Consider the following 20,224-nt stretch of genomic DNA (forward strand, 5'->3'; position numbering starts at 1 on the left):
CCTTCGGTCAATTTAAAACCCACCACATCAAAGTGATATTTATCGCCTGCATTGAGGGTGTAACGATAGTCGGATTGGGTTGCCATAGTTATTCCTTAATTGTAATTCTGTCAGATAGGTTAGTTTAAACGGTAGGCATTTTTTGTACGGTTTGAATATATTCCACCATATTTTGTAAATCAATATCCTCAGATCTGCCACGGTTAAAAAACCAAGAGAAAAGTTGTAAATCTGTACAGGCAAGTAAGCGAATAAACATATTTTTTTGATTATCGGAGAGCTGATCAAAATGCTGTTTGTAAAATGGCATTATGATGTTATCCAGCTCCAACATTCCCCGACGACAATCCCATTCAATGCGAAGTTTGTTATATTTTTCCATATTGCCCTCTGTCTATATAAAGTGCGGCTAAATTTTCCAACATTTAAAAAAACACCTGAAAAACTCACCGCACTTTAAGTTGATTATTCCGTTGATTTTGGCTTTATGACGGCGTAAATCACACCGGTCACTAAAGCACCTGCCGCAATGGCGGCTAAATAAAGTATCGGTTCGGAGACGAACGGAATCACGAATAATCCTCCGTGTGGAGCCTGCAATGTGATGTCCGAAGCCATTGAAATCGCCCCTGCCGTTGCCCCGCCAATAACAGAACTAATAATCACGCGAATCGGATCCGCCGCCACAAACGGCAATGCGCCTTCTGAAATAAAACATAACCCTAACACAAAAGAGGCTTTACCCGCATCCCGTTGGTTGGCGGTAAATTTATTACGTGCAATCCAAGTGGCAATCGCCATACCGATTGGCGGCACCATACCTGCTGCCATTGCAGCCGCCATTGGTGTGTAAACTTGTGAGGCGATCATACCCACTGAGAAAGTATAAGCCGCTTTATTGACCGGCCCACCCATATCAATACACATCATCGCACCTATTAAGGTTCCTAACACAAGTGCATTCATCTCACCCATGGATTTTAACCATTCGCTTAAAGCATTCATCACTTGTGAAACCGGCGGATTGATCACATAGATCATTGCCAATCCCACAATTAATGAACCTAAAAGCGGCAAAATTAAAATCGGTTTTAGGGAGGTTAAACTCGCGGGCAATTTTATTGCTACGTTAAGTCCTTTCACCACATAACCTGCAAGGAAACCGGCAACAATACCACCTAAAATCCCAGCTCCGGCGGTGGTGGCAAGCATACCGCCAATTAACCCCACGGCAAGCCCTGGGCGGTCAGCAATAGAAAAAGCCACATAACCGGCAAACACCGCAATCATTAAATGGAACGCCGCACCACCGCCAATATCCATCAAGGCTTTTGGTAGACCATGGAAAACAATTTCATCTTTAAAGGCTTCAATACCGAACATAAATGAAATGGCGATCAACAATCCACCGGCGACCACCAACGGTAGCATATGGGATACGCCTGTCATCAAATGTTTATAAATGCCTTTTTTCTCGCCATTTTCTTCGGCATTTGCCGCTTTGGTGCTACCGCCTTCAAACACTTTGGCTTCTTTAAAGGCTTTATCAAATTCCTGTGCCGTTTTCTTCAACGCTAAACCGGTAGAAGTACGATACATCGGTTTGCCTTTAAATTTGTCCAACGGCACATCTATATCCGCCGCCACAAAAACAAGATCTGCCGCCGCTACTTCTTCCGGCGTAATTTCGTTGCCTGCACCCACCTGACCTCGGGTTTCCACCTTCACATTCCAACCCTGTTTTTTCGCATAAGCCTCAATTGCCTCTGCGGACATAAAAGTATGCGCCACACCTGTTGGGCAAGCGGTGACGGCAACAATATTTTTCACATTGGAAACACCGCCAAAACTGACCGCTCTTTCCGGCACAACATAATCCACCGCATTCACTTGTGCATTTGCAAGGGTAGCTTCCGGCGCATTCATTACTGTATCTTCATTAACAAGCCATACTTTTTTACCGACCAAAGCCGCATTATTGGGTAATTGTGATCCCACAACCAGAACAACATCAGCCTCTGCGGCATTTTCAACCAATGACACATTCACTTTTTGTGCTGCTGTGCGAAGCACTTCGCATAATAAATAGGCTTTTGCTTTACCTACATGGGATGAGTGGGTTAAAAATAACTTCATTTTATTATCCTTCAATCTCTGTAATCTTCACTTGGTTTAAAATTGGATCAAGTAGTGCAGGATTGCTTACCCCCACATTACTTTGTGATACGGCAAAAGCAGAAACTGCACTGGCAAAGGCTAAGGTTTCTGATTTTGATAAACCTTGCTTAATACCATAAATCAACCCCGCCACCATTGAGTCACCGGCACCCACAGTGCTAACGACATTCTCACATTTTGGCGGTTGTGTTTTTATCGCGCCTTCATTGTTAATCCATAATGAGCCTTTTACCCCCATGGAAATGATCACATTTTCAATACCTTGTGCTTTTAGCTGCTGTGCGGCATTGATAATTTCTTCTTCACTATTAAGTGCGTGACCAATCCAAGCTTCTAATTCCCGATGATTAGGCTTTACCAACCAAGGATGCGCCGTCAAACCGGCATTAAGTGCCGCATTGCTCGTGTCTAACACGACTTTTACGCCTGCTTGGTGTAATTGGTTTAACCATTCGGCAAACAATTCCAGTGTTACTCCACGAGGTAGGCTGCCACATACTGCGACAACATCGTAATCCAAGCAATAAGCTAAAGAATCAGCAGCAAATTGCTGCCATGCTTGTGGGCTGATTTCATAACCGAGAAAATTTAGATCTGTAACATCCGCTTCGGTTTCAGTGATTTTTACATTAATACGGGTTTTTCCGGTAACACGGTGAAATTTGTCTTGCAAGCCTTGCTTTTTGAACATTTGTTCAAAATCACCGGCGTTGTCTTCGCCAAGGAATCCCCCTACTGCCACATCTACGCCTAAATCTTTCAGCACTTTTGCCACGTTAATACCTTTACCTGCGGGGAAAAGTCCAAGGGTTTCAACAGTATTCACTTCGCCTAATTCTATGCGTGATAAACGACCGACTAGATCATAGGCAGTGTTTAAGGTTATAGTTGCCACCTTTGCCATAACTACTCCCCTTTCCCTTCGCCAAGACCTGACTCAATGGCAAGGCGAATACCTTCAATGGCCTCTTTTGCTTGCTCACCTGTTGCCACAAAACGTAAACGGGAACCTTTCACTACGCCTAACGCCACAATTTTCATCAGACTTTTGGCACTCACTAATTGGGAATCACGATCTAGGTTTTGCACTGCGACTGAAGCATTATATTTTTTCACTTCATTGACTAATACAGCACTTGGGCGTGCATGTAAGCCGTGTTCATTATTAATCACAAATACCGCCTCAATCGCATCGGAAGGTAAACCATTATCTTCTACCTCTGGTACATGGGTTTGTTCACCCATCACTTCTATCGTATCCGGTTCTGCCGGCGGCACTGAAGAAACATTTTCGCCTAAGCCTTCGGCAATCGCTTTACTAAGGGATTCGATCGCTTGCTTGGCATCGTCACCTTCCGCCACAAAACGTAGCCGATGACCTTGTGTCACACCCAATGCCACGATTTTCATCAGGCTTTTGGCACTCACCGCCTCGCTGCCACGGGTAATATTTTGTACGGTAATTTTTGAAGCAAATTTTTTCACTTCATTGACTAACACCGCACTCGGACGGGCGTGTAAGCCGTGTTCGTTACGAATAGTAAAAGTTCCCACCACAGCGTTTGAAATTGGTGCTGTCTGAGTTTGCTCAGACACTACAACCTCACCGCCTAAAAGTGCGGTCAAAATCTCAGTAGAATTTCCATTTAATAGTGCCGTTTGCGCATTTTCTTCCAATAGACGGGTTAATACCGGATTGATGGCATCATTTATCGCAGAAACGGTTATCACCCCTTTTACCGGCTTACCATTATGATTAAAAATGGTTTTTGCGCGACTAAATGCTAAGGCATTTTTCACATTACCGAAAACTGCATCCGTTACCCATAATCCTTTACCCAACGGCAACGCGGCATTGCCAATCACTTCAGAAACAAAGCTGTTTTCTACCGCACTTTGTGCCTGTAATTGACCGGCATTCATTGCCACTAAGGTGAGTAAACTTGAAGTATCAATATCCAATCGGATGTTTTCTTTAGGGAGAGTAAAATCTTCTGTGGTTTCGCCCATTAAAATCGCTCGGAACTGCGCCACATCCGTTAGTGTTGCCAATTTTGCTGCATTGTCCTCATCACCAAGCACATGGGTTAATTGACGTAATAACGCCAAATGTTCATCGGAACGGGCTGCAATCCCAATTACCACATAGGCAATATTGCCTTCCCCCCATTCAATCCCTTTTGAAAATTGGAACACTTGCACGCCGGTTTTTTTCACCATATCGCGTGTTTCAAGGGTTCCGTGAGGAATCGCAATACCATTACCGAGAAAAGTGGATGTTTGTTGCTCACGTGCCAACATTCCCTGTAAATAGCCCGATTCTACATTGCCCGCCGTTTCTAAGGCACGAGCGACCATTTCAATGGCTTGCTGCTTGGTTTCTGCGCAGGTATTTAAATGAATGTTGCTTTCCGAAAGTTCTAACATTCTTACTCCTTAGTCTAAGATTTAGAAAAAAGAAAAACTGTTGGTAGTGCTATCCTATCAACAGTTTTATTTATTATTTAGATGTACAAATTTTTAACAGTTCATCGCTGCCTTTTGCGATGTATTCATCATTTTCGCCACGTGCCTTACCTTTTTTCAAATCACGCATTGCATCATAAATCCCTTGAGTGATACTTGATGAATCTAATTTGCTCCAGCAAGTTTGGCTTAAACGATTAAAGTTATTTTGTAACGCTTCGGCGTGTAATACACCACTATAATAAGCATACACATCGGAATCATGTCCGCCGGTATAAAGTTTTTCTTGAATTTGCTTAATCGGCACTAAAATACGGCCTAAATACCAGTCATTGGCGCCGCTGGCAAAATTATCTACATAGAAATTTTCATTCACACGGCCTTTATAAGTCGCCACCGTTGCTTCATACGCCGCGGCATAGGATTTTTGATCAATCTTGTCTTTATCCAAATTAATTACTTTTTTGTCATCACCCATAAAAGGAATATAGGAGGTGACGGAAGAACAAGCGGTTAAAATAATAGAAAACAGCAATATTGAGGTTTTTTTTAACATAATCATTCCTTTCTTCATTAGGGGCTGAAATAAATCGTCGCCATTATACTGGCTACGGGGGATTACGCAAGAAAGCACTAGGTTATTCGCTCTCTTTTACAAGAGACACTAAAATTTGATCGATCTTGAAATTTTCCGTATCAATAACTTCAAATTTATATTTGCCATAAACAACAAAATCGGTCTTTTTCGGGATTTTACGCAACATATACATCATAAAACCACTGATCGTTTCATAATTTTCTTCATCAGGGAATGATTCAATATCCAACACTCTCATCACATCTTCAAGGGGGGTTGCGCCGTCAATCAGCCAAGAATTTTCATCACGGCTGACTATTTGTTCCTCCTCATTGGATACCAGCTCGCCCATTACAATACTCATCACATCATTGAGCGTTACGATCCCCACCACCAGCGCATATTCATTGACAATAATGGCAAAATCTTCACCGGTTGATTTGAATAACTCCAACACTTCATAAAGCGAAAGCGTATCCGGTACAAACAGGGCTTTACGTAATAATTTAGGATCAGTCAATGACACATTCGCATTTTGCAAATACATTGTCAGCAGGGTATGGGATTCCACATAACCTAAAATTTTATCCAGACCATTATCACAAATAACAATTTTAGAATGAGAATCGCGGGAAAGGGTATCTACCACTTCTTGACGGCTAAAAGTGCGGTCTAAATACACAATATTTTCACGTGTTGTCATCGTGGAAGTAACGGTACGTTCCTGCATATCAAAGATATTTTCAATGAGATAATGTTGTTGGGTTTTTAATACGCCTGCCTCTGCACCGGCCTCAACAACAGCAACAATATCTTCCGGTGTCATATTGTCATCGCGCAATGTCGAAACGCCAAAAATCTTGAAAAGTAAGTTTGATAATCCATCAAACACCCAGACTATCGGTTTTAATAGAAAAATAAGCACTTGCATAATACCGACGGTACGCAATGCAACGGCTTCCGGATTAATTAGAGCAAGACGTTTCGGCATCAAATCCGCCAAAAGAATAAAGGAGCAGGTAACCAGCAAAAAGGCAACCCAAGATGAGGCTGGTTCAATCCAAGAATCTGGAATATGTCCGCTTAAAAAATGTTGTAAATGGATACTAAGATTCGCTTCACCAATCATCCCTCCGAGTACCGCGACCATATTTAAGCCAATTTGCACCACAGTAATAAATCGTCCGGGTTGTTCTTGCAATTTCAATACTTGTTCGGCTTTAAGATTACCTTCATTTGCCATATTTTGTAATTTTATGCGGCGTGCACCGGCAAGAGAGATTTCGGCGGATGAAACAATAGCACTAATAATAATTAACACGATTATGACTAAAATCGCTGCAAATAAACTCATAATTTTCTCGTAAACTTAATAAATTGATTGGGTTATGTTGGTAAAGTGCGGTCAAAATCACGCTTATTTTTAACCGCACTTTGAAGGATATGCGCCATTAGTAGCAGTTGCACAAACCTAATTTAGGATTTATTTGTAGGGATACACGCTGTGTGTCCCTACATTTCGTTGAAATTCCTACTTTTATGCATTTGCTGCATAATACCGAGGAAATGAAACCTTAGTTTTCGCTGTCAAACCAGCCGCGGACAAATTGAATTGAAAGGAATAATGTTACCAATAAGAACGCATAAAACACCCAAGATAAGATAGGATGGCTTGGAGTGACATCGCCGCTAATTTCTTTCACAGCAACCGCATTACGGAATTCATCAAACATAGTTAAACGCCAACCATAATATTTGATTTGAACCAGTTTATTTTCATTCCCCATAGCTTGGGCTTCAGCCTGTAAATTGGCAGAACCGAATTTAAAATAGAAAGGAAAGCCCCAACGGGTATCTTCGTTGCGGTAAACCATTATTTTACCGTCATCATTTTGTGTATTAATGTAATATACATCACGTGTCGGACCGTCTGCCGGATTGGATTTAGTAATCGGTCCGTCTTTATCAACACGTTTAACTTCCACACCGGTTACACGGGTCACATCATAATGTGGAAAGACATAGTTCACCACGGAAAACATAAAGCCGTGGAAAGCAAATATAACTAAAAATAAAAAATACTTGAAAAATTTACGCATAATCTTTTCTCTCTTTTATATTGAGTATTTATTGTACATTAATTTTAAATAAACGCTCGAAATTTTGTGTGGTAATTTGTGCAAATTCTTCCATAGATACCCCTTTTAGGGTAGCCACATATTCACACACTTCTCGCGTATAAGCCGGTTGGTTTTCCTTACCACGATAAGGTACAGGGGCAAGATAAGGCGAATCCGTTTCCACTAATAAACGGTCTAGCGGTACATAACGAATCGCTTCACGAATCGCTTCGGCATTTTTAAACGTAATGATGCCGGAACAAGAAATATAAAACCCCAAGTCTAAGGCTTTTTTAGCAAAATCTAAGGTTTCGGTAAAACAATGAATCACACCACCGCACTTTTCCGCCTGATGCTCACGTAGCATAGAAATCGTATCATCACCGGCTGAACGGGTATGAATAATCACCGGTTTATTGAGTTGATTTGCAATGTCAATTTGATTGGCAAATATCCCTTGCTGTTCTGTTTTATTATCCAAACTGTAATAATAATCCAAGCCAATTTCACCAATGGCAATCACTTTTTTATCCTGTGCCAAACGCAATAAACGTTCCGCATCATAAGGTTCTTCTTCAAAATCCAACGGATGTACCCCACAGGCTAATGAAATATTATCAAACGCCTTTAACAACTCGTAGGCTTTTTCAAATCGGCTTAAAGTAACACCGATAGCAAGTAGATGTTTCACATCACGTGCGTAGGCTTTTTCTACCACATCAGCGATATTTTTGTGTAAATTTTCATAATCCAACGCATCTAAATGGCAGTGGGAATCAACAATAAACATAGATTATTTTTCCTTTATTTTTCTATTTTTTCTTTTCCGGCTAGGAGTGAACGTTCTATCACTTTTCAAACACATCCGTAACAAGTTTGGTTAATCCCTCTAACAGCATTAATTCTACATTCACACCATTAATTGAAAGTAAATCCGACCGCACTTTTTGTATAATTTTAATGGCTTGTAACAAGCCAAGGGCTGTTTGTTCATCACTAAATTGTTCAATACCACGCCCTAAATCAGCAACTTGACGATAGCTATTAATGTCAAGTTTGTGTTTTAAGCTATCGGCAAGAAAGGCTAAAATCCAATCCAGTTGGCGAATATAGTGTTCTTTGTCAAATAGTGGGAGAAGTTCCAGAAGGGAACGACGGCGATAAAAACGCCAAAATTGACGAAGAAAATCTTTCCGCTGTTCAGTTAAACCCTGTTGTAATATCTCTAAAGCAATCAAAGGGCGACCTAATCCCATTGCAAGTGCGGTGGAAATTTCTTGTATTTCTGTCTCACATTGCGTTTTCAACCACTCCTGTGCCATTTGCTCTGAAGGAGTCGGCAAATTCCATACCTGACAACGGCTGTAAATTGTTGCTAACAAACTCGCAGAACTATCAGCTTGCAACAAAAAATAAGTGTTTGGGCGAGGTTCTTCCAAAGTTTTAAGCAACGCATTAGCCGCCGCTTCCGTCAAGCGTTCCGCCTCTTTTATATATACGACTTTATTGCCATTTTGTTGGGCGTGCTGTGCGACAATTTCATTAATTTCACGCACTTGATCCACACCAATATCTTTACCTTCAAGAGAATATAATTCGTGATAATCCGGATGGCTATGGGCTAACATCAAATGACAAGAATGACACTGTTCACAAGCTCTAGTGTCTTGAGGTTCAATACACATAATACGACGAGAAAGCAATTCAAAGAGATTTTCTACACCTAATCCCGAATCTGATTTTATCAGCACTGCATGATGCCCTAAACCTTCCGAAAAGGTTCGGGCTATTTTTGTGTAAGTAGGCACAAGCCAAGGATAAAGTGCGGTCATTTTTCGATATGTTTCCACCAATTTTTAACCGCACTTTCAATATCCGCCCGCACTTGTTCAATGCTTTGTTCTGCATCAATAATGATGGCTTTAGGATTATCTTTCACCAAATCCAAATAACGAGCTCGGGTTCGGTGGAAAAACTCAAGATCCATTTGCTCAATACGGTCCAATTCTCCCCGTCCACGAGCCCGTGCTAACCCCACAACAGGATCGATGTCTAAATAGAGGGTAAGATCTGGCTCAAAATCCCCCAAAACCGTTTCTTTTAAGGTTTTCATAAAATGCGGATCAAGCTGACGACCACCGCCTTGATAAGCCTGAGATGACATATCGTGACGATCGCCCACCACCCATTTCCCTTGAGCAAGGGCTGGTTTGATTATATTTTCGACTAATTGGATGCGGGCAGCATAGAGCATTAATAATTCCGCTTTATCCGTTACAGGTTCTTCTTTTTCATGTTTTATCAGCTGACGTAATTTTTCCGCCAAAGGGGTTCCCCCCGGTTCTCGGGTAAACACAACATCGTCAATTCCCAATTCATTTAATACACCTACGACTGACCGATGAGCCGTGCTTTTTCCCGCACCTTCTAGCCCTTCAATGACAATAAATTTTCCCATCATATTATTTTCCATTCTTTTGGCTACGGTACCAACGCAAATAGTCTTGTACCGCTTTATTATGCTCATTTAAATTACGTGTAAATTTATGCCCGCCACTTCCATCGGCGACAAAATAGTAAAAATCGTTTTTTTCAGGATGTGCTACCGCCTGCAAAGCACTTTCGCTAACCATTGCAATGGGGGTAGGAGGTAATCCGTCAATCACATAGGTATTATATGCTGTGGGCGTTTCTAAATCTTTTTTACGAATATTACCGTTATAGTTTTCACCCATACCATAAATCACGGTAGGATCTGTTTGCAACTTCATTTTTGCATTAAGGCGATTAATAAATACAGAAGCCACTTTAGCCCGTTCTGCCGCAATAGCCGTCTCTTTCTCCACGATAGAAGCCAACACTAACATCTCGTGAGGGTTTGCTAACGGGAGATTTTCATCACGTTCATTCCAAGCTTTATCCAAAGCTTTTTTCAAACGCTCGGCTGCCCGCTGGAGCAATTCTAAATCCGTTGAATTAGGTGTGTAATTATAAGTATCAGGGTATAACCAGCCATCAAGATTTTTGTGTTCATAAATATTTTTTACAGTATTAGGAATTCCAAGTAAATTGAAAATTTCTTTATCACTTTTATCTTTTAAAGTCTGTGTTAAGTGCGGTGCGTTTTCGAGGCTTTTTCGCCACTCTTTAAAGGTTTTCCCTTCAATAAATTGCACGCTAAATTGAACCTCTTTTCCCGAATTAAGCAGCGTTAATAATTCTTGTACGGTTTGAATTCCATTTAAAGAATAAACTCCTGCCTTAATTTTATTTAATTCCGGTTTTAACTTTAACAAATAAGGGAGAAGTTGCGCATTATCGACCAATTTTTCTTGTTCAAAAAGTACGGTCAATTTTTTCCCTGTTGTACCACGTTCAACAAACAAAAGCTGATCGGGTTGTGCCTTGATGATTTCTTGTTGAAAAGCCATGAGTTTTTGATAACCGAAAAATCCGGCACCCATACCAATCAAAAGAAAAATAAACAAGCTAATAAAAACTTTTTTCATAGTTAATTGAATAAAAAATAAAAACAACAAAAGGGGCAAAACGCCCCTCTCAGATAAAATATGAATTTATTGATTAAAATATTGAATATCTGCAGTTTTACGTAGGGCTTTAACCCAATCTTTAGTTGCATCTTGTAACTGGCTATTCACAATTTTCTCATACGCTTTTTGACGATAGGCATCTTCTGTACGATCACCATCACGCGTACCGGTTACTTCTAAAATATGCCAACCAAATTCTGATTTAAAAGGTGCGGAAATACTACCTTGTTTAGTCGTTTGTACCGCTTTAGCAAAAGCTCCTACATAGGTTTCAGGGAACGCATAACCTAGGCTACCGCCATTAGCACCTGATAAGTAATCTTTAGAATATTTTAATGCGGCATCGGCAAAAGTCGTTTTACCGGAAATAATATCTGCACGGATTTGATTAAGCTCTGCTTTTGCTTGCGCATCATTTAATAATGGGTTGAGCTTTAAAAGGATATGGCGAACTTCATATTCTTTACCGGTCACTTTTTGCTCTGTGCCATTAGCTCTTGCCTCATTCAACATTTTCTGTCCGAGAGCATCTATTTCTTCACGGGTTACTTGTACACTGGTATTAATTGCATGACTACGTACCCCAGACATCATCATTTGATTCGCAATTTGTTGACGAAATGCATTTAACGAAATACCTTGATAATCCAATGCATCTAAAAACTGACCATAGGTTAAACCATTTTTTGCCGCAATATCTTCTACAATAAAATCAATTTCACGAGGATTAATCTTCACACCTGATTCTTTAATGGCTTTTTGTACCAAAATATCATCAATGACTTTATTTAATGCTGCTTGATGGTTGCCTTTTTTCCCCATTGCTGCACGCACTTGGCTTTCTAGAACAGGAATACCATCTACTGTTGCAACTACTCGTTCTTCTGCATAAACAGAAGAAAATGAAAGTACACCCAGAGTGACAATAAAAAGAGATTTTAATACTGATTTTTTCATATTTACTTTCTTTAAATGAGCCAATGACGCTCGTTAGAGTATCAATTTTAAACAAGGTTCACAATAGCTTAGGATTATTTTGATAATAATGCCACTTCATAGCATCCATCATATTTTTGAGTACGAACTTGCACTTTTTCTTCTCGGCTGGTTGGTACGTTTTTACCTACATAATCTGCTCGTATAGGTAATTCACGATGCCCACGATCAACAAAAATAACTAATTCAATTTTTGCAGCACGACCAAAATCAGTGAGTGCATCCATCGCTGCACGGATCGTTCTCCCTGTAAATAAAACATCATCAATTAAAATCACATCTTTATCTTTTACATTCAAATATTGCGATGCGCCACTATACACAGGCATTGAATTTTCTGGTTCAGTGCGCTGTAAATCATCACGATAAAATGTAATATCCAATTCCATTGAAGGAATCTCCACGCTAATTAAATCTATAATTTTATGTTTGATCAACGTAGCAATTTCCGCACCACGACGTTTAATACCAACAATAACAACATTGTCTAAACTAGGGTGTTTTTCAATAATTTCATGGGAAATACGAGAAATAGTGCGATGAAACTGACTTTCATCAATAATGATCTTTTCCATAATTCATCCAAATTAACTGTGAAACAGTCGGTAAAATACCATAAAAATAAATTAAATTTAATCGCTTTTAATGAATGATTATCCTATAAACAAAAAGTGCGGTTAAATTTAACCGCACTTTTTATTATCTTTTTGATTTCACAAGTTTTTCTGTCATCTCGTAAGCTCGGAGTTTCGCTAACTCTTTGGAAAGTTTTGCTACCAGTACTTCGTGATCAACATCAGCAACCTGTGCCACAATATTTTCTTCAGCTTTGCGTTTCGCTTCACGAATACGATCCGCATCTAACTCACTACCACGAATTGCTACATCAGCCAAAACAGTAACAACTTTGGGTTGAACCTCTAAAAAGCCACCTGATACGTAGATCACTTCTTCTTTATCATCTTCAAGGGTAAATTTCACAATTCCAGGCTTAATCGCTGTTAACAATGGTGTGTGGTTCGGTAAAATTCCGAGTTCACCTTCCACACCTGTTGCTTGGATTTGTTTAACCGCACCTTCAAAAATTTTTTGCTCTGCGCTGACTATTGTTAGGTTAAATGTCGCCATTTTTGTTCTCCTTCAAATGACTTGAAGTGATTACATATTTTTGGCTTTTTCTAGCACTTCTTCGATTGAACCCACCATATAGAACGCTTGTTCTGGGATATGGTCGTATTCACCCTCTAAGATACCTTTGAAACCACGAATGGTGTCTTTTAATGACACATATTTACCCGGTGAACCTGTAAAGACTTCTGCCACGAAGAACGGTTGTGATAAGAAACGTTCGATTTTACGGGCACGAGCCACCACAAGTTTATCTTCTTCAGATAATTCATCCATACCAAGAATTGCGATAATATCTTTCAATTCTTTATAGCGCTGTAAGATACCTTGTACACCACGTGCTACATCATAATGTTCTTGACCGACAACAAGCGGATCTAACTGACGTGATGTAGAATCTAATGGATCAACCGCAGGATAAATACCTAAAGAGGCAATTTGACGACTTAACACGACTGTTGAGTCTAAGTGTGCGAAGGTCGTAGCCGGAGAAGGGTCTGTTAAGTCATCCGCAGGAACGTAAACCGCTTGTACGGAAGTGATAGAACCGGTTTTAGTTGAAGTAATACGTTCTTGTAATACCCCCATCTCTTCTGCAAGGGTCGGCTGATAACCTACCGCTGACGGCATACGGCCTAAAAGTGCCGAGACTTCTGTACCGGCAAGGGTATAACGATAAATATTATCCACGAAGAATAATACATCACGACCTTCATCACGGAATTTTTCAGCCATGGTTAAACCTGTTAATGCAACACGTAAACGGTTACCCGGTGGCTCATTCATTTGACCGTAAACTAACGATACCTTATCTAATACGTTAGATTCTGTCATTTCGTGATAGAAATCGTTACCTTCACGGGTACGTTCACCTACCCCTGCAAATACGGAATAACCTGAGTGTTCAATCGCAATATTACGAATTAATTCCATCATATTAACGGTTTTACCTACACCCGCACCACCGAAAAGACCGACTTTTCCCCCTTTTGCAAAAGGACAAATTAAGTCGATAACTTTAATACCGGTTTCAAGTAGTTCCGTACTATTTGATTGTTCTTCATAACTTGGTGCTGCACGGTGAATAGACCAATTTTCTTCCGCACCGATTTCACCACGCTCATCAATTGGTTCACCCAACACATTCATAATACGACCGAGTGTTTTAGTACCCACCGGTACCTGAATTGGGTTTCCGGTATTTTCTACTTTTAAACCGCGCTTCAAGCCGTCAGATGTGCCTAATGCGATACAGCGAACGACTCCGCCACCTAATTGTTGTTGAACTTCAAGGGTTAAACCTGATTCAACTTTTAATGCATCGTAAACTTTTGGTACTGCATCTTGTGGGAACTCAACGTCAATCACCGCACCGATGATTTGTACAATTTTTCCTGCTGACATTACCTTTCCTCTTTTCTTAAATCGCAGCCGCGCCGGCAACGATTTCATTTAATTCATTTGTAATACTTGCTTGACGAGCTTTGTTATAAACTAATTGCAAGTCATTGATTAAATTTCCTGCGTTATCAGTTGCCGCTTTCATTGCTACCATACGGGCAGCCTGCTCGGAAGCAAGGTTATCCACCACAGATTGATATACTTGTGATTCCAAATAACGAGTGAGTAAACTATCCAATAAAACTTTTGGCTCTGGCTCGTAAAGGTAATCCCAGGTACTTTGCTTTTGTTCTAAATTATCGGTTTCTGATGCCGGTAATGGAACCAATTGTTGATAAACGGGCGATTGTGTCATTGTATTGATGAATTTATTGTAGGCTATATAAACCGCATCAATCTCACCATTTTTATAAACATCAAACATCCCGTTTGCCACACCAATTAAGTCTTCCATTGCCGGATTATCACCCAAACCGGAAAGCTGTCCACGTACAGATAACCCCAATGAACGGAAAAAGTTAATTCCTTTTGAGCCTATTAAGCCCAATTCTACGGTAACCCCTTTATCCTTCCATTGTTTGATTTCTGTCATCACGGTTTTGAATAAATTAATATTTAAACCACCACACATTCCACGGTCTGTCGAAACAATTAAAATCCCAACTTTTTTCACTTCTCGTTGAACTAAAAACGGGTGTTTATAACCGATATTGGCTTTAGAGACGTGGCTGATAACATTTCGTATTGTTTCAGAATACGGACGAGAAGCCGCCATACGATCTTGCGTTTTACGCATTTTCGAGGTAGCAACCATTTCCATTGCCTTAGTAATTTTCTGCGTACTTTGTACACTGGCAATTTTGGTTTTTATCTCTTTTGCACCTGCCATCTTCTTTCTCCGTTATATTACCAAGCACTATTGGTCTTAAAACTATCCAAAATCGTTTTCAATGTGTCTTTTATCTCATCATTGTAATTACCGGTTTTGGTTAATTCAGCCATAAAGTCGCCATGGTTACGGTGAGAATAGTCTAAAAGTGCGGTCTCAAAACTTGCAATTTTTTGCAGTTCTACGTCTTCCAAATAACCAAACTCAACAGCAAAAAGCAACACAGATTGCTCTGCAACACTAAGCGGTGCATATTGTTTTTGTTTCAATAACTCGGTGACTTTTTCACCGTGAGAAAGCTGTTTACGGGTTGCATCATCAAGATCAGAGGCAAATTGAGCAAATGCGGCCAATTCACGATATTGCGCCAATGCGGTACGAATACCACCTGCTAATTTTTTCACCACTTTAGTTTGTGCCGCACCACCTACACGAGATACCGAAATACCTGGGTTTACTGCAGGGCGAATACCTGAGTTAAACAAGTTAGATTCTAAGAAAATCTGACCATCGGTGATGGAAATTACGTTGGTTGGTACGAATGCAGAAACATCACCTGCTTGAGTTTCAATAATAGGAAGAGCAGTTAAAGAACCTGTTTTCCCTTTTACTTCACCATTGGTAAATTTTTCTACATATTCTTCATTAACACGTGCAGCACGCTCAAGTAAGCGTGAATGTAAATAGAAAACATCTCCAGGGTAAGCTTCACGACCCGGTGGACGACGTAGTAATAATGAAATTTGACGGTAAGCTACTGCTTGTTTTGATAAATCATCATAAACAATTAACGCATCTTCACCACGATCACGGAAATATTCCCCCATAGCACAGCCGGCATAAGGAGCAAGATATTGTAATGCGGCAGATTCAGATGCTGACGCAGCAACCACGATAGTATTTGCCAATGCACCATGTTCTTCTAATTTACGCACTACGTTTGCGATAGTTGATGCTTTTTGACCAATTGCAACATAGATACATTTAATACCAGAATCACGCTGATTGATAATTGCATCGATCGCTAATGCTGTTTTACCCGTTTGACGGTCTCCAATGATCAACTCACGCTGACCTCGACCAATCGGTACCATAGAGTCTACCGCTTTGTAACCGGTTTGTACCGGTTGATCTACCGATTTACGCTCAATAACGCCCGGTGCAATAACTTCAACCGGTGAAAATCCGTCATTTTCAATTTCACCTTTACCGTCAATCGGTTGACCGAGTGTATTGACAACACGACCTAACAAGCCACGACCTACCGGCACTTCTAAAATACGACCGGTACATTGAACTTCCATTCCTTCCGCTAAATCTGCATAAGGACCCATTACAACCGCACCTACCGAGTCACGCTCAAGGTTAAGAGCCATTGCATAGCGATTTCCTGGTAATGCGATCATCTCCCCTTGCATTACATCGCTCAAACCGTGAATACGAATAATACCGTCACTTACGGAAACAATTGTCCCAGTGTTATGAGCTTCACTCACTACATCAAACTGAGCAATTCGTTTTTTAATCAATTCACTAATTTCAGTTGAATTTAGTTGCATCTTTTATTCCTCTTATCATTGCAACTCATTTGCGAGACGGTCGAGCTGTCCACGACTGCTACCATCAATCACAAAATCTTCCGTACGAATAATTACACCAGCAATAAGCGAATCATCCACGTTGCAATTTACTTTCACTTTGCGAGCTAATCTTTTTTCCATTGCCGCCACAATTTTTTCAATTTGAGTTGCATTCAATGGTTGTGCAGAAGTTACTTGAACCTCTGCAATGGCTTGATGTTCTTCCACATAACGAGTAAATTCGGAAAATACCACAGGGATAGCACTCAAACGCTTATTTTCAGCCATTAACCGAATAAGATTTTGCCCATATTGATCTAGCTGTTCACCACAAATTGAAATCACCGTATCCGCTACTTTTTGTGAAGAAAGCGAACTAATGAGAAATTCTTTCATTTGTTCGTCTTCCACAAGTGCGGTCAAAAATCCCAACATTTCTGTCCATTTTTCTACCGCACTTTTATCATTTACGGATTGCTCTATGGCAAAATCAAATGCTGCTTTGGCATAAGGGCGAGCTATCGTAGTTAATTCTGACATAAGCTAAAGCCTCTTATAGTTCTGCAACTAATTTATCAATAATGTCATTGTTTGCCGCCTCATCAATAGTGCGACCCACAATTTTTTCAGCACCGGCAATTGCTAAGGAAGCCACTTTAAGACGTAGTTCTTCTTGAACACGTTTACGTTCAGCTTCTACCTCAGCATACCCTTGTTCAATTATTTTCGCTTTAAGCTCTTCTGCTTCGGTTTTCATTTCGTCAAGCACTTCATTACGTCGCTTGTTCGCGGCATCTAAAATCTCTTGAGCCTGAATTTTCGCTTTTGAAATTTCTTCTTCCGCAAGTAATTTAGTATCTGCTTGTTCTTTTTTCGCAGCTTCCGCAGATGCTAATGCATTGGCAATTTGGCTTTGACGTGTTTCAATTGCTTTAATAATTGGTGGCCACACAAACTTCATACAAAACCATACGAATAGTGCGAATGAAATGAGTTGACCAATTAATGTTGCATTTAAATTCACAACGTCCTCCTTAAAATGCTTGTTTTACGTTGATAAGCAAATAAGGGATTATTGTAATAAACCGATAAATGGATTCGCAAAGATGAATAGTAAGGAAATACCAACCGCAATCATCGCAATCGCATCTAAAAGCCCTGCTACAATAAACATTTTAGTTTGTAGGCTTGATGCAAGTTCAGGCTGACGCGCTGAAGATTCTAAAAATTTACCACCTAAGATAGCAAAACCAATTGCGGTACCTAATGCAGCAAATGCAAGAAGAATCGATGCTCCGATGATTGTAGCTGTGATTACAGTTTCCATAATGTTCTCCAATAGAAGTTAAGTTTTAGCCCTAGAGCCGGTTAATAAAAAAACGATTAATGATCTGCTTTATTGTAAGCAATACTTAAATAAACGACCGTCAACATCATAAAAATAAACGCTTGCAAAGTAATAACCAAAATATGGAAAATTGCCCAAGCAAGGTGTAAAGGAATACCCAATGCAGCGATAGCCATATTAGCTGAATACATCACGGCAATAAGGATAAAGATCAATTCCCCAGCATACATATTACCAAACAGACGGAACGCAAGAGAAATAGGCTTAGCCAGTAAAGTCACCGTTTCTAAAATAAAGTTAACGGGAATGAATGCCCAATGATTAAACGGATGAAGTGTATATTCTTTTACTAATCCCTTGAAACCTTTGGACTTAACGGTATAGAAAAGAATTAAGAAGAAAACACAGAGAGACATACCAAGCGTTGCGCTAATATCGGCAGTAGGCACGGCACGGAGATAATGAATATTAAACAGACCAGCTAATTGAGGTAAGAAATCCACTGGAATTAAGTCAATCGCATTCATGACAAAGACCCAGCAGAAAATGGTTAATGCAAGAGGGGCGACTACATCACGCGGACCATGGAAATTCTCTTTCACAATACCATTAATCCATTCCACAACAATTTCCACCATACATTGCATTTTTCCGGGCACACCTGTTGTGGCTTTTTTTGCTACACGCGAGAAAATAAAGAGAAAAATGACTGCGGCTAAAATAGAAAAGAACAACGTATCTACATGAACATGCCAAAAACCATCCCCTGTTTTTAGAAAAGATAGATGGTGGCTAATATATTCCGATGTTGTTTGTCCAGACATAATGAACCCTTAGAACTATAGTAAAAATCAAATTCGGCGAAACAAAAATGGAATTAAATTATTCAAAATTAATGCCATAAAAAAACCACTAAAGAAAATCACAAAGTTTGTCACCAAAAACCATTTGAATGATGCAATAATCAACACAATGGTTAACACAAACTTGATAGCTTCACCTCTATAAAGTGCGGTCAATTTTGTAGATAAATATTGTTTTCGATAAAAAACGATATACACAAAAACACTGAAAGGAAGCAATGCCGAAAGAAATCCGAATAAAAAATCAAGTGAATTTTTCATTTGCCAGAAAGCAAAAAAACAAGCAAATAGTAACATGATGACTATTTCAATCTGAATAGCTTTTCGATACTGAATTTTCGCTTGTTGTATAATTTTCGACATTATTTTCAATAACCTTAAACCTTGGTAATTATACTATTGAAAAAATCAGATTCAACTTAAAAACTACCAAAAAAACGTTAACTAAATCACAGTTTTGAAAAAATTTTACAAATATGTAACGATTTACCGCAAAATGATTAAATGTCGTTCACCCACTAATTCCGGCACATGTAACGCTATTATTTGTTGTACTGTATAATTATCATACAATTCTTGCACTTCTTCCATATGATAAACACCTTTTAATGCATAAAAACAGCCACTTTCTTTCGGAAGATGATGACACCAATTTGTCATATCTTTAAGTGAAGCAAATGCTCGGCTCAATACCCCATCGAATTTTTCATTAGGTTGATATTCTTCCACACGACTTAATATAGGCGTAACGTTTGTTAGCTTTAATTCACGTATGGCATTACGAATAAAACTAATACGTTTACCTAAACTATCTAACAATACAAAGTGCTTATTTGAATTTGCAATCGCTAGAGGTAAACCGGGTAAACCGGGGCCTGTACCAACATCAATGAAAGATTCCCCCTGTAAATAAGGACTCACTACAAGACTATCCAGAATATGTTTTACCAACATTTCTTGCGGATCACGTACTGAGGTTAAATTATAAGCTTTGTTCCATTTGTTCAATAAATTGACGAGATCAATCAACTGCTGTTTTTGTTGATCTTTTAATTGAATATTTGCCTGAGCAAGCAAGCGGTCTAATTTTGCTTTCATTGATAATATATGTTTAGTAAGAATTCGGT

23 protein-coding genes are annotated in these 20,224 nt (G+C 39.7%); all 23 read right to left on the minus strand.

The genetic code is table 11. The features are described from left to right. Positions 1-124: 124 nt before the first annotated feature. The 23 genes from A3GE_RS0103195 to rsmG all read right to left on the minus strand — a co-directional run bounded on the left by A3GE_RS0103195 (position 125) and on the right by rsmG (position 20,195). Entirely contained in the window at positions 125-382 is a 258-nt protein-coding gene (locus A3GE_RS0103195; RefSeq protein ID WP_018355835.1) for an FAD assembly factor SdhE, read from the minus strand. Between the two features lie 83 nt (positions 383-465). After that, a complete protein-coding gene (locus A3GE_RS0103200) occupies positions 466-2,136 on the minus strand; it encodes a fructose-specific PTS transporter subunit EIIC (RefSeq protein ID WP_018355836.1) in 1,671 nt (556 codons plus the stop codon). Positions 2,137-2,140: 4 nt separating this feature from the next. Further along, positions 2,141-3,082 carry a 1-phosphofructokinase gene (gene fruK, locus A3GE_RS0103205; protein WP_018355837.1) on the minus strand — a complete coding sequence of 314 codons (942 nt, stop codon included), beginning with the start codon at positions 3,080-3,082 and terminating at the stop codon, positions 2,141-2,143. Between the two features lie 2 nt (positions 3,083-3,084). Beyond that, the gene (gene fruB, locus A3GE_RS0103210) at positions 3,085-4,605 is read right to left on the minus strand and encodes a fused PTS fructose transporter subunit IIA/HPr protein (RefSeq protein ID WP_018355838.1); all 1,521 of its coding nucleotides are present in this window, start codon (positions 4,603-4,605) and stop codon (positions 3,085-3,087) included. A 73-nt stretch (positions 4,606-4,678) separates the two neighbouring features. Beyond that, positions 4,679-5,200 (minus strand): hypothetical protein, encoded by a 522-nt coding sequence (locus tag A3GE_RS0103215; protein WP_018355839.1) that lies wholly within the window; start codon positions 5,198-5,200, stop codon positions 4,679-4,681. An 82-nt stretch (positions 5,201-5,282) separates the two neighbouring features. Further along, positions 5,283-6,575: a polyamine export protein PaeA gene (gene paeA / locus A3GE_RS0103220; RefSeq protein ID WP_018355840.1), complete on the minus strand. Its 1,293-nt coding sequence runs from the start codon at positions 6,573-6,575 to the stop codon at positions 5,283-5,285. Between the two features lie 220 nt (positions 6,576-6,795). After that, positions 6,796-7,320 carry a DUF1523 family protein gene (locus A3GE_RS0103225; RefSeq protein ID WP_018355841.1) on the minus strand — a complete coding sequence of 175 codons (525 nt, stop codon included), beginning with the start codon at positions 7,318-7,320 and terminating at the stop codon, positions 6,796-6,798. 28 nt (positions 7,321-7,348) lie between these two features. Continuing rightward, positions 7,349-8,131, minus strand: coding sequence for a YchF/TatD family DNA exonuclease (locus tag A3GE_RS0103230; RefSeq protein ID WP_018355842.1), 783 nt, complete (start codon positions 8,129-8,131; stop codon positions 7,349-7,351). Positions 8,132-8,189: 58 nt separating this feature from the next. After that, the gene (locus tag A3GE_RS0103235) at positions 8,190-9,173 is read right to left on the minus strand and encodes a DNA polymerase III subunit delta' (protein WP_018355843.1); all 984 of its coding nucleotides are present in this window, start codon (positions 9,171-9,173) and stop codon (positions 8,190-8,192) included. Next, the gene (gene tmk / locus A3GE_RS0103240) at positions 9,170-9,802 is read right to left on the minus strand and encodes a dTMP kinase (RefSeq protein ID WP_026215367.1); all 633 of its coding nucleotides are present in this window, start codon (positions 9,800-9,802) and stop codon (positions 9,170-9,172) included. Before tmk ends, A3GE_RS0103235 begins: the two co-directional genes overlap by 4 nt. A 1-nt stretch (position 9,803) precedes the next feature. Beyond that, positions 9,804-10,850: an endolytic transglycosylase MltG gene (gene mltG, locus A3GE_RS0103245; protein WP_026215368.1), complete on the minus strand. Its 1,047-nt coding sequence runs from the start codon at positions 10,848-10,850 to the stop codon at positions 9,804-9,806. Between the two features lie 66 nt (positions 10,851-10,916). After that, a complete protein-coding gene (locus A3GE_RS0103250; protein ID WP_018355846.1) occupies positions 10,917-11,849 on the minus strand; it encodes a peptidylprolyl isomerase in 933 nt (310 codons plus the stop codon). A 74-nt stretch (positions 11,850-11,923) separates the two neighbouring features. Continuing rightward, positions 11,924-12,463, minus strand: coding sequence for a bifunctional pyr operon transcriptional regulator/uracil phosphoribosyltransferase PyrR (pyrR, locus tag A3GE_RS0103255; RefSeq protein WP_018355847.1), 540 nt, complete (start codon positions 12,461-12,463; stop codon positions 11,924-11,926). Between the two features lie 124 nt (positions 12,464-12,587). Then, positions 12,588-13,016: a F0F1 ATP synthase subunit epsilon gene (locus A3GE_RS0103260; protein WP_018355848.1), complete on the minus strand. Its 429-nt coding sequence runs from the start codon at positions 13,014-13,016 to the stop codon at positions 12,588-12,590. Positions 13,017-13,046: 30 nt separating this feature from the next. Continuing rightward, the gene (gene atpD, locus A3GE_RS0103265) at positions 13,047-14,420 is read right to left on the minus strand and encodes a F0F1 ATP synthase subunit beta (RefSeq protein ID WP_018355849.1); all 1,374 of its coding nucleotides are present in this window, start codon (positions 14,418-14,420) and stop codon (positions 13,047-13,049) included. A 16-nt stretch (positions 14,421-14,436) separates the two neighbouring features. Further along, positions 14,437-15,306 carry a F0F1 ATP synthase subunit gamma gene (atpG, locus tag A3GE_RS0103270; protein WP_018355850.1) on the minus strand — a complete coding sequence of 290 codons (870 nt, stop codon included), beginning with the start codon at positions 15,304-15,306 and terminating at the stop codon, positions 14,437-14,439. A 17-nt stretch (positions 15,307-15,323) separates the two neighbouring features. Beyond that, entirely contained in the window at positions 15,324-16,865 is a 1,542-nt protein-coding gene (gene atpA, locus A3GE_RS0103275; protein ID WP_018355851.1) for a F0F1 ATP synthase subunit alpha, read from the minus strand. A gap of 15 nt (positions 16,866-16,880) precedes the next feature. Beyond that, the gene (gene atpH / locus A3GE_RS0103280) at positions 16,881-17,426 is read right to left on the minus strand and encodes a F0F1 ATP synthase subunit delta (protein ID WP_018355852.1); all 546 of its coding nucleotides are present in this window, start codon (positions 17,424-17,426) and stop codon (positions 16,881-16,883) included. A 13-nt stretch (positions 17,427-17,439) separates the two neighbouring features. Further along, a complete protein-coding gene (gene atpF / locus A3GE_RS0103285; RefSeq protein WP_018355853.1) occupies positions 17,440-17,910 on the minus strand; it encodes a F0F1 ATP synthase subunit B in 471 nt (156 codons plus the stop codon). A gap of 48 nt (positions 17,911-17,958) precedes the next feature. Beyond that, a complete protein-coding gene (gene atpE, locus A3GE_RS0103290; protein ID WP_005539567.1) occupies positions 17,959-18,213 on the minus strand; it encodes a F0F1 ATP synthase subunit C in 255 nt (84 codons plus the stop codon). 56 nt (positions 18,214-18,269) lie between these two features. After that, positions 18,270-19,058: a F0F1 ATP synthase subunit A gene (atpB, locus tag A3GE_RS0103295; protein WP_018355854.1), complete on the minus strand. Its 789-nt coding sequence runs from the start codon at positions 19,056-19,058 to the stop codon at positions 18,270-18,272. 27 nt (positions 19,059-19,085) lie between these two features. Then, positions 19,086-19,460 (minus strand): ATP synthase subunit I, encoded by a 375-nt coding sequence (locus A3GE_RS0103300; protein WP_018355855.1) that lies wholly within the window; start codon positions 19,458-19,460, stop codon positions 19,086-19,088. Between the two features lie 123 nt (positions 19,461-19,583). After that, positions 19,584-20,195, minus strand: a complete 612-nt coding sequence (rsmG, locus tag A3GE_RS0103305) for a 16S rRNA (guanine(527)-N(7))-methyltransferase RsmG (RefSeq protein ID WP_018355856.1) — start codon at positions 20,193-20,195, stop codon at positions 19,584-19,586. Positions 20,196-20,224: the final 29 nt, after the last annotated feature.

The sequence above is a fragment of the Rodentibacter pneumotropicus DSM 21403 genome, assembly GCF_000379905.1.
Classification (GTDB): Bacteria; Pseudomonadota; Gammaproteobacteria; order Enterobacterales; family Pasteurellaceae; genus Rodentibacter; species Rodentibacter pneumotropicus.

Coding starts and splice junctions, on each gene's coding strand:
- A3GE_RS0103195 (WP_018355835.1), bottom strand. CDS start 382: ATGGAAAAATATAACAAACTTCGCATTGAATGGGATTGTCGTCGGGGA.
- A3GE_RS0103200 (WP_018355836.1), bottom strand. CDS start 2,136: ATGAAGTTATTTTTAACCCACTCATCCCATGTAGGTAAAGCAAAAGCC.
- A3GE_RS0103230 (WP_018355842.1), bottom strand. CDS start 8,131: ATGTTTATTGTTGATTCCCACTGCCATTTAGATGCGTTGGATTATGAA.
- atpB (WP_018355854.1), bottom strand. CDS start 19,058: ATGTCTGGACAAACAACATCGGAATATATTAGCCACCATCTATCTTTT.
- A3GE_RS0103260 (WP_018355848.1), bottom strand. CDS start 13,016: ATGGCGACATTTAACCTAACAATAGTCAGCGCAGAGCAAAAAATTTTT.
- fruB (WP_018355838.1), bottom strand. CDS start 4,605: ATGTTAGAACTTTCGGAAAGCAACATTCATTTAAATACCTGCGCAGAA.
- rsmG (WP_018355856.1), bottom strand. CDS start 20,195: ATGAAAGCAAAATTAGACCGCTTGCTTGCTCAGGCAAATATTCAATTA.
- fruK (WP_018355837.1), bottom strand. CDS start 3,082: ATGGCAAAGGTGGCAACTATAACCTTAAACACTGCCTATGATCTAGTC.
- A3GE_RS0103225 (WP_018355841.1), bottom strand. CDS start 7,320: ATGCGTAAATTTTTCAAGTATTTTTTATTTTTAGTTATATTTGCTTTC.
- atpG (WP_018355850.1), bottom strand. CDS start 15,306: ATGGCAGGTGCAAAAGAGATAAAAACCAAAATTGCCAGTGTACAAAGT.
- atpH (WP_018355852.1), bottom strand. CDS start 17,426: ATGTCAGAATTAACTACGATAGCTCGCCCTTATGCCAAAGCAGCATTT.
- atpE (WP_005539567.1), bottom strand. CDS start 18,213: ATGGAAACTGTAATCACAGCTACAATCATCGGAGCATCGATTCTTCTT.
- tmk (WP_026215367.1), bottom strand. CDS start 9,802: ATGATGGGAAAATTTATTGTCATTGAAGGGCTAGAAGGTGCGGGAAAA.
- pyrR (WP_018355847.1), bottom strand. CDS start 12,463: ATGGAAAAGATCATTATTGATGAAAGTCAGTTTCATCGCACTATTTCT.
- A3GE_RS0103250 (WP_018355846.1), bottom strand. CDS start 11,849: ATGAAAAAATCAGTATTAAAATCTCTTTTTATTGTCACTCTGGGTGTA.
- A3GE_RS0103235 (WP_018355843.1), bottom strand. CDS start 9,173: ATGACCGCACTTTATCCTTGGCTTGTGCCTACTTACACAAAAATAGCC.
- mltG (WP_026215368.1), bottom strand. CDS start 10,850: ATGAAAAAAGTTTTTATTAGCTTGTTTATTTTTCTTTTGATTGGTATG.
- paeA (WP_018355840.1), bottom strand. CDS start 6,575: ATGAGTTTATTTGCAGCGATTTTAGTCATAATCGTGTTAATTATTATT.
- A3GE_RS0103215 (WP_018355839.1), bottom strand. CDS start 5,200: ATGTTAAAAAAAACCTCAATATTGCTGTTTTCTATTATTTTAACCGCT.
- atpA (WP_018355851.1), bottom strand. CDS start 16,865: ATGCAACTAAATTCAACTGAAATTAGTGAATTGATTAAAAAACGAATT.
- atpD (WP_018355849.1), bottom strand. CDS start 14,420: ATGTCAGCAGGAAAAATTGTACAAATCATCGGTGCGGTGATTGACGTT.
- A3GE_RS0103300 (WP_018355855.1), bottom strand. CDS start 19,460: ATGTCGAAAATTATACAACAAGCGAAAATTCAGTATCGAAAAGCTATT.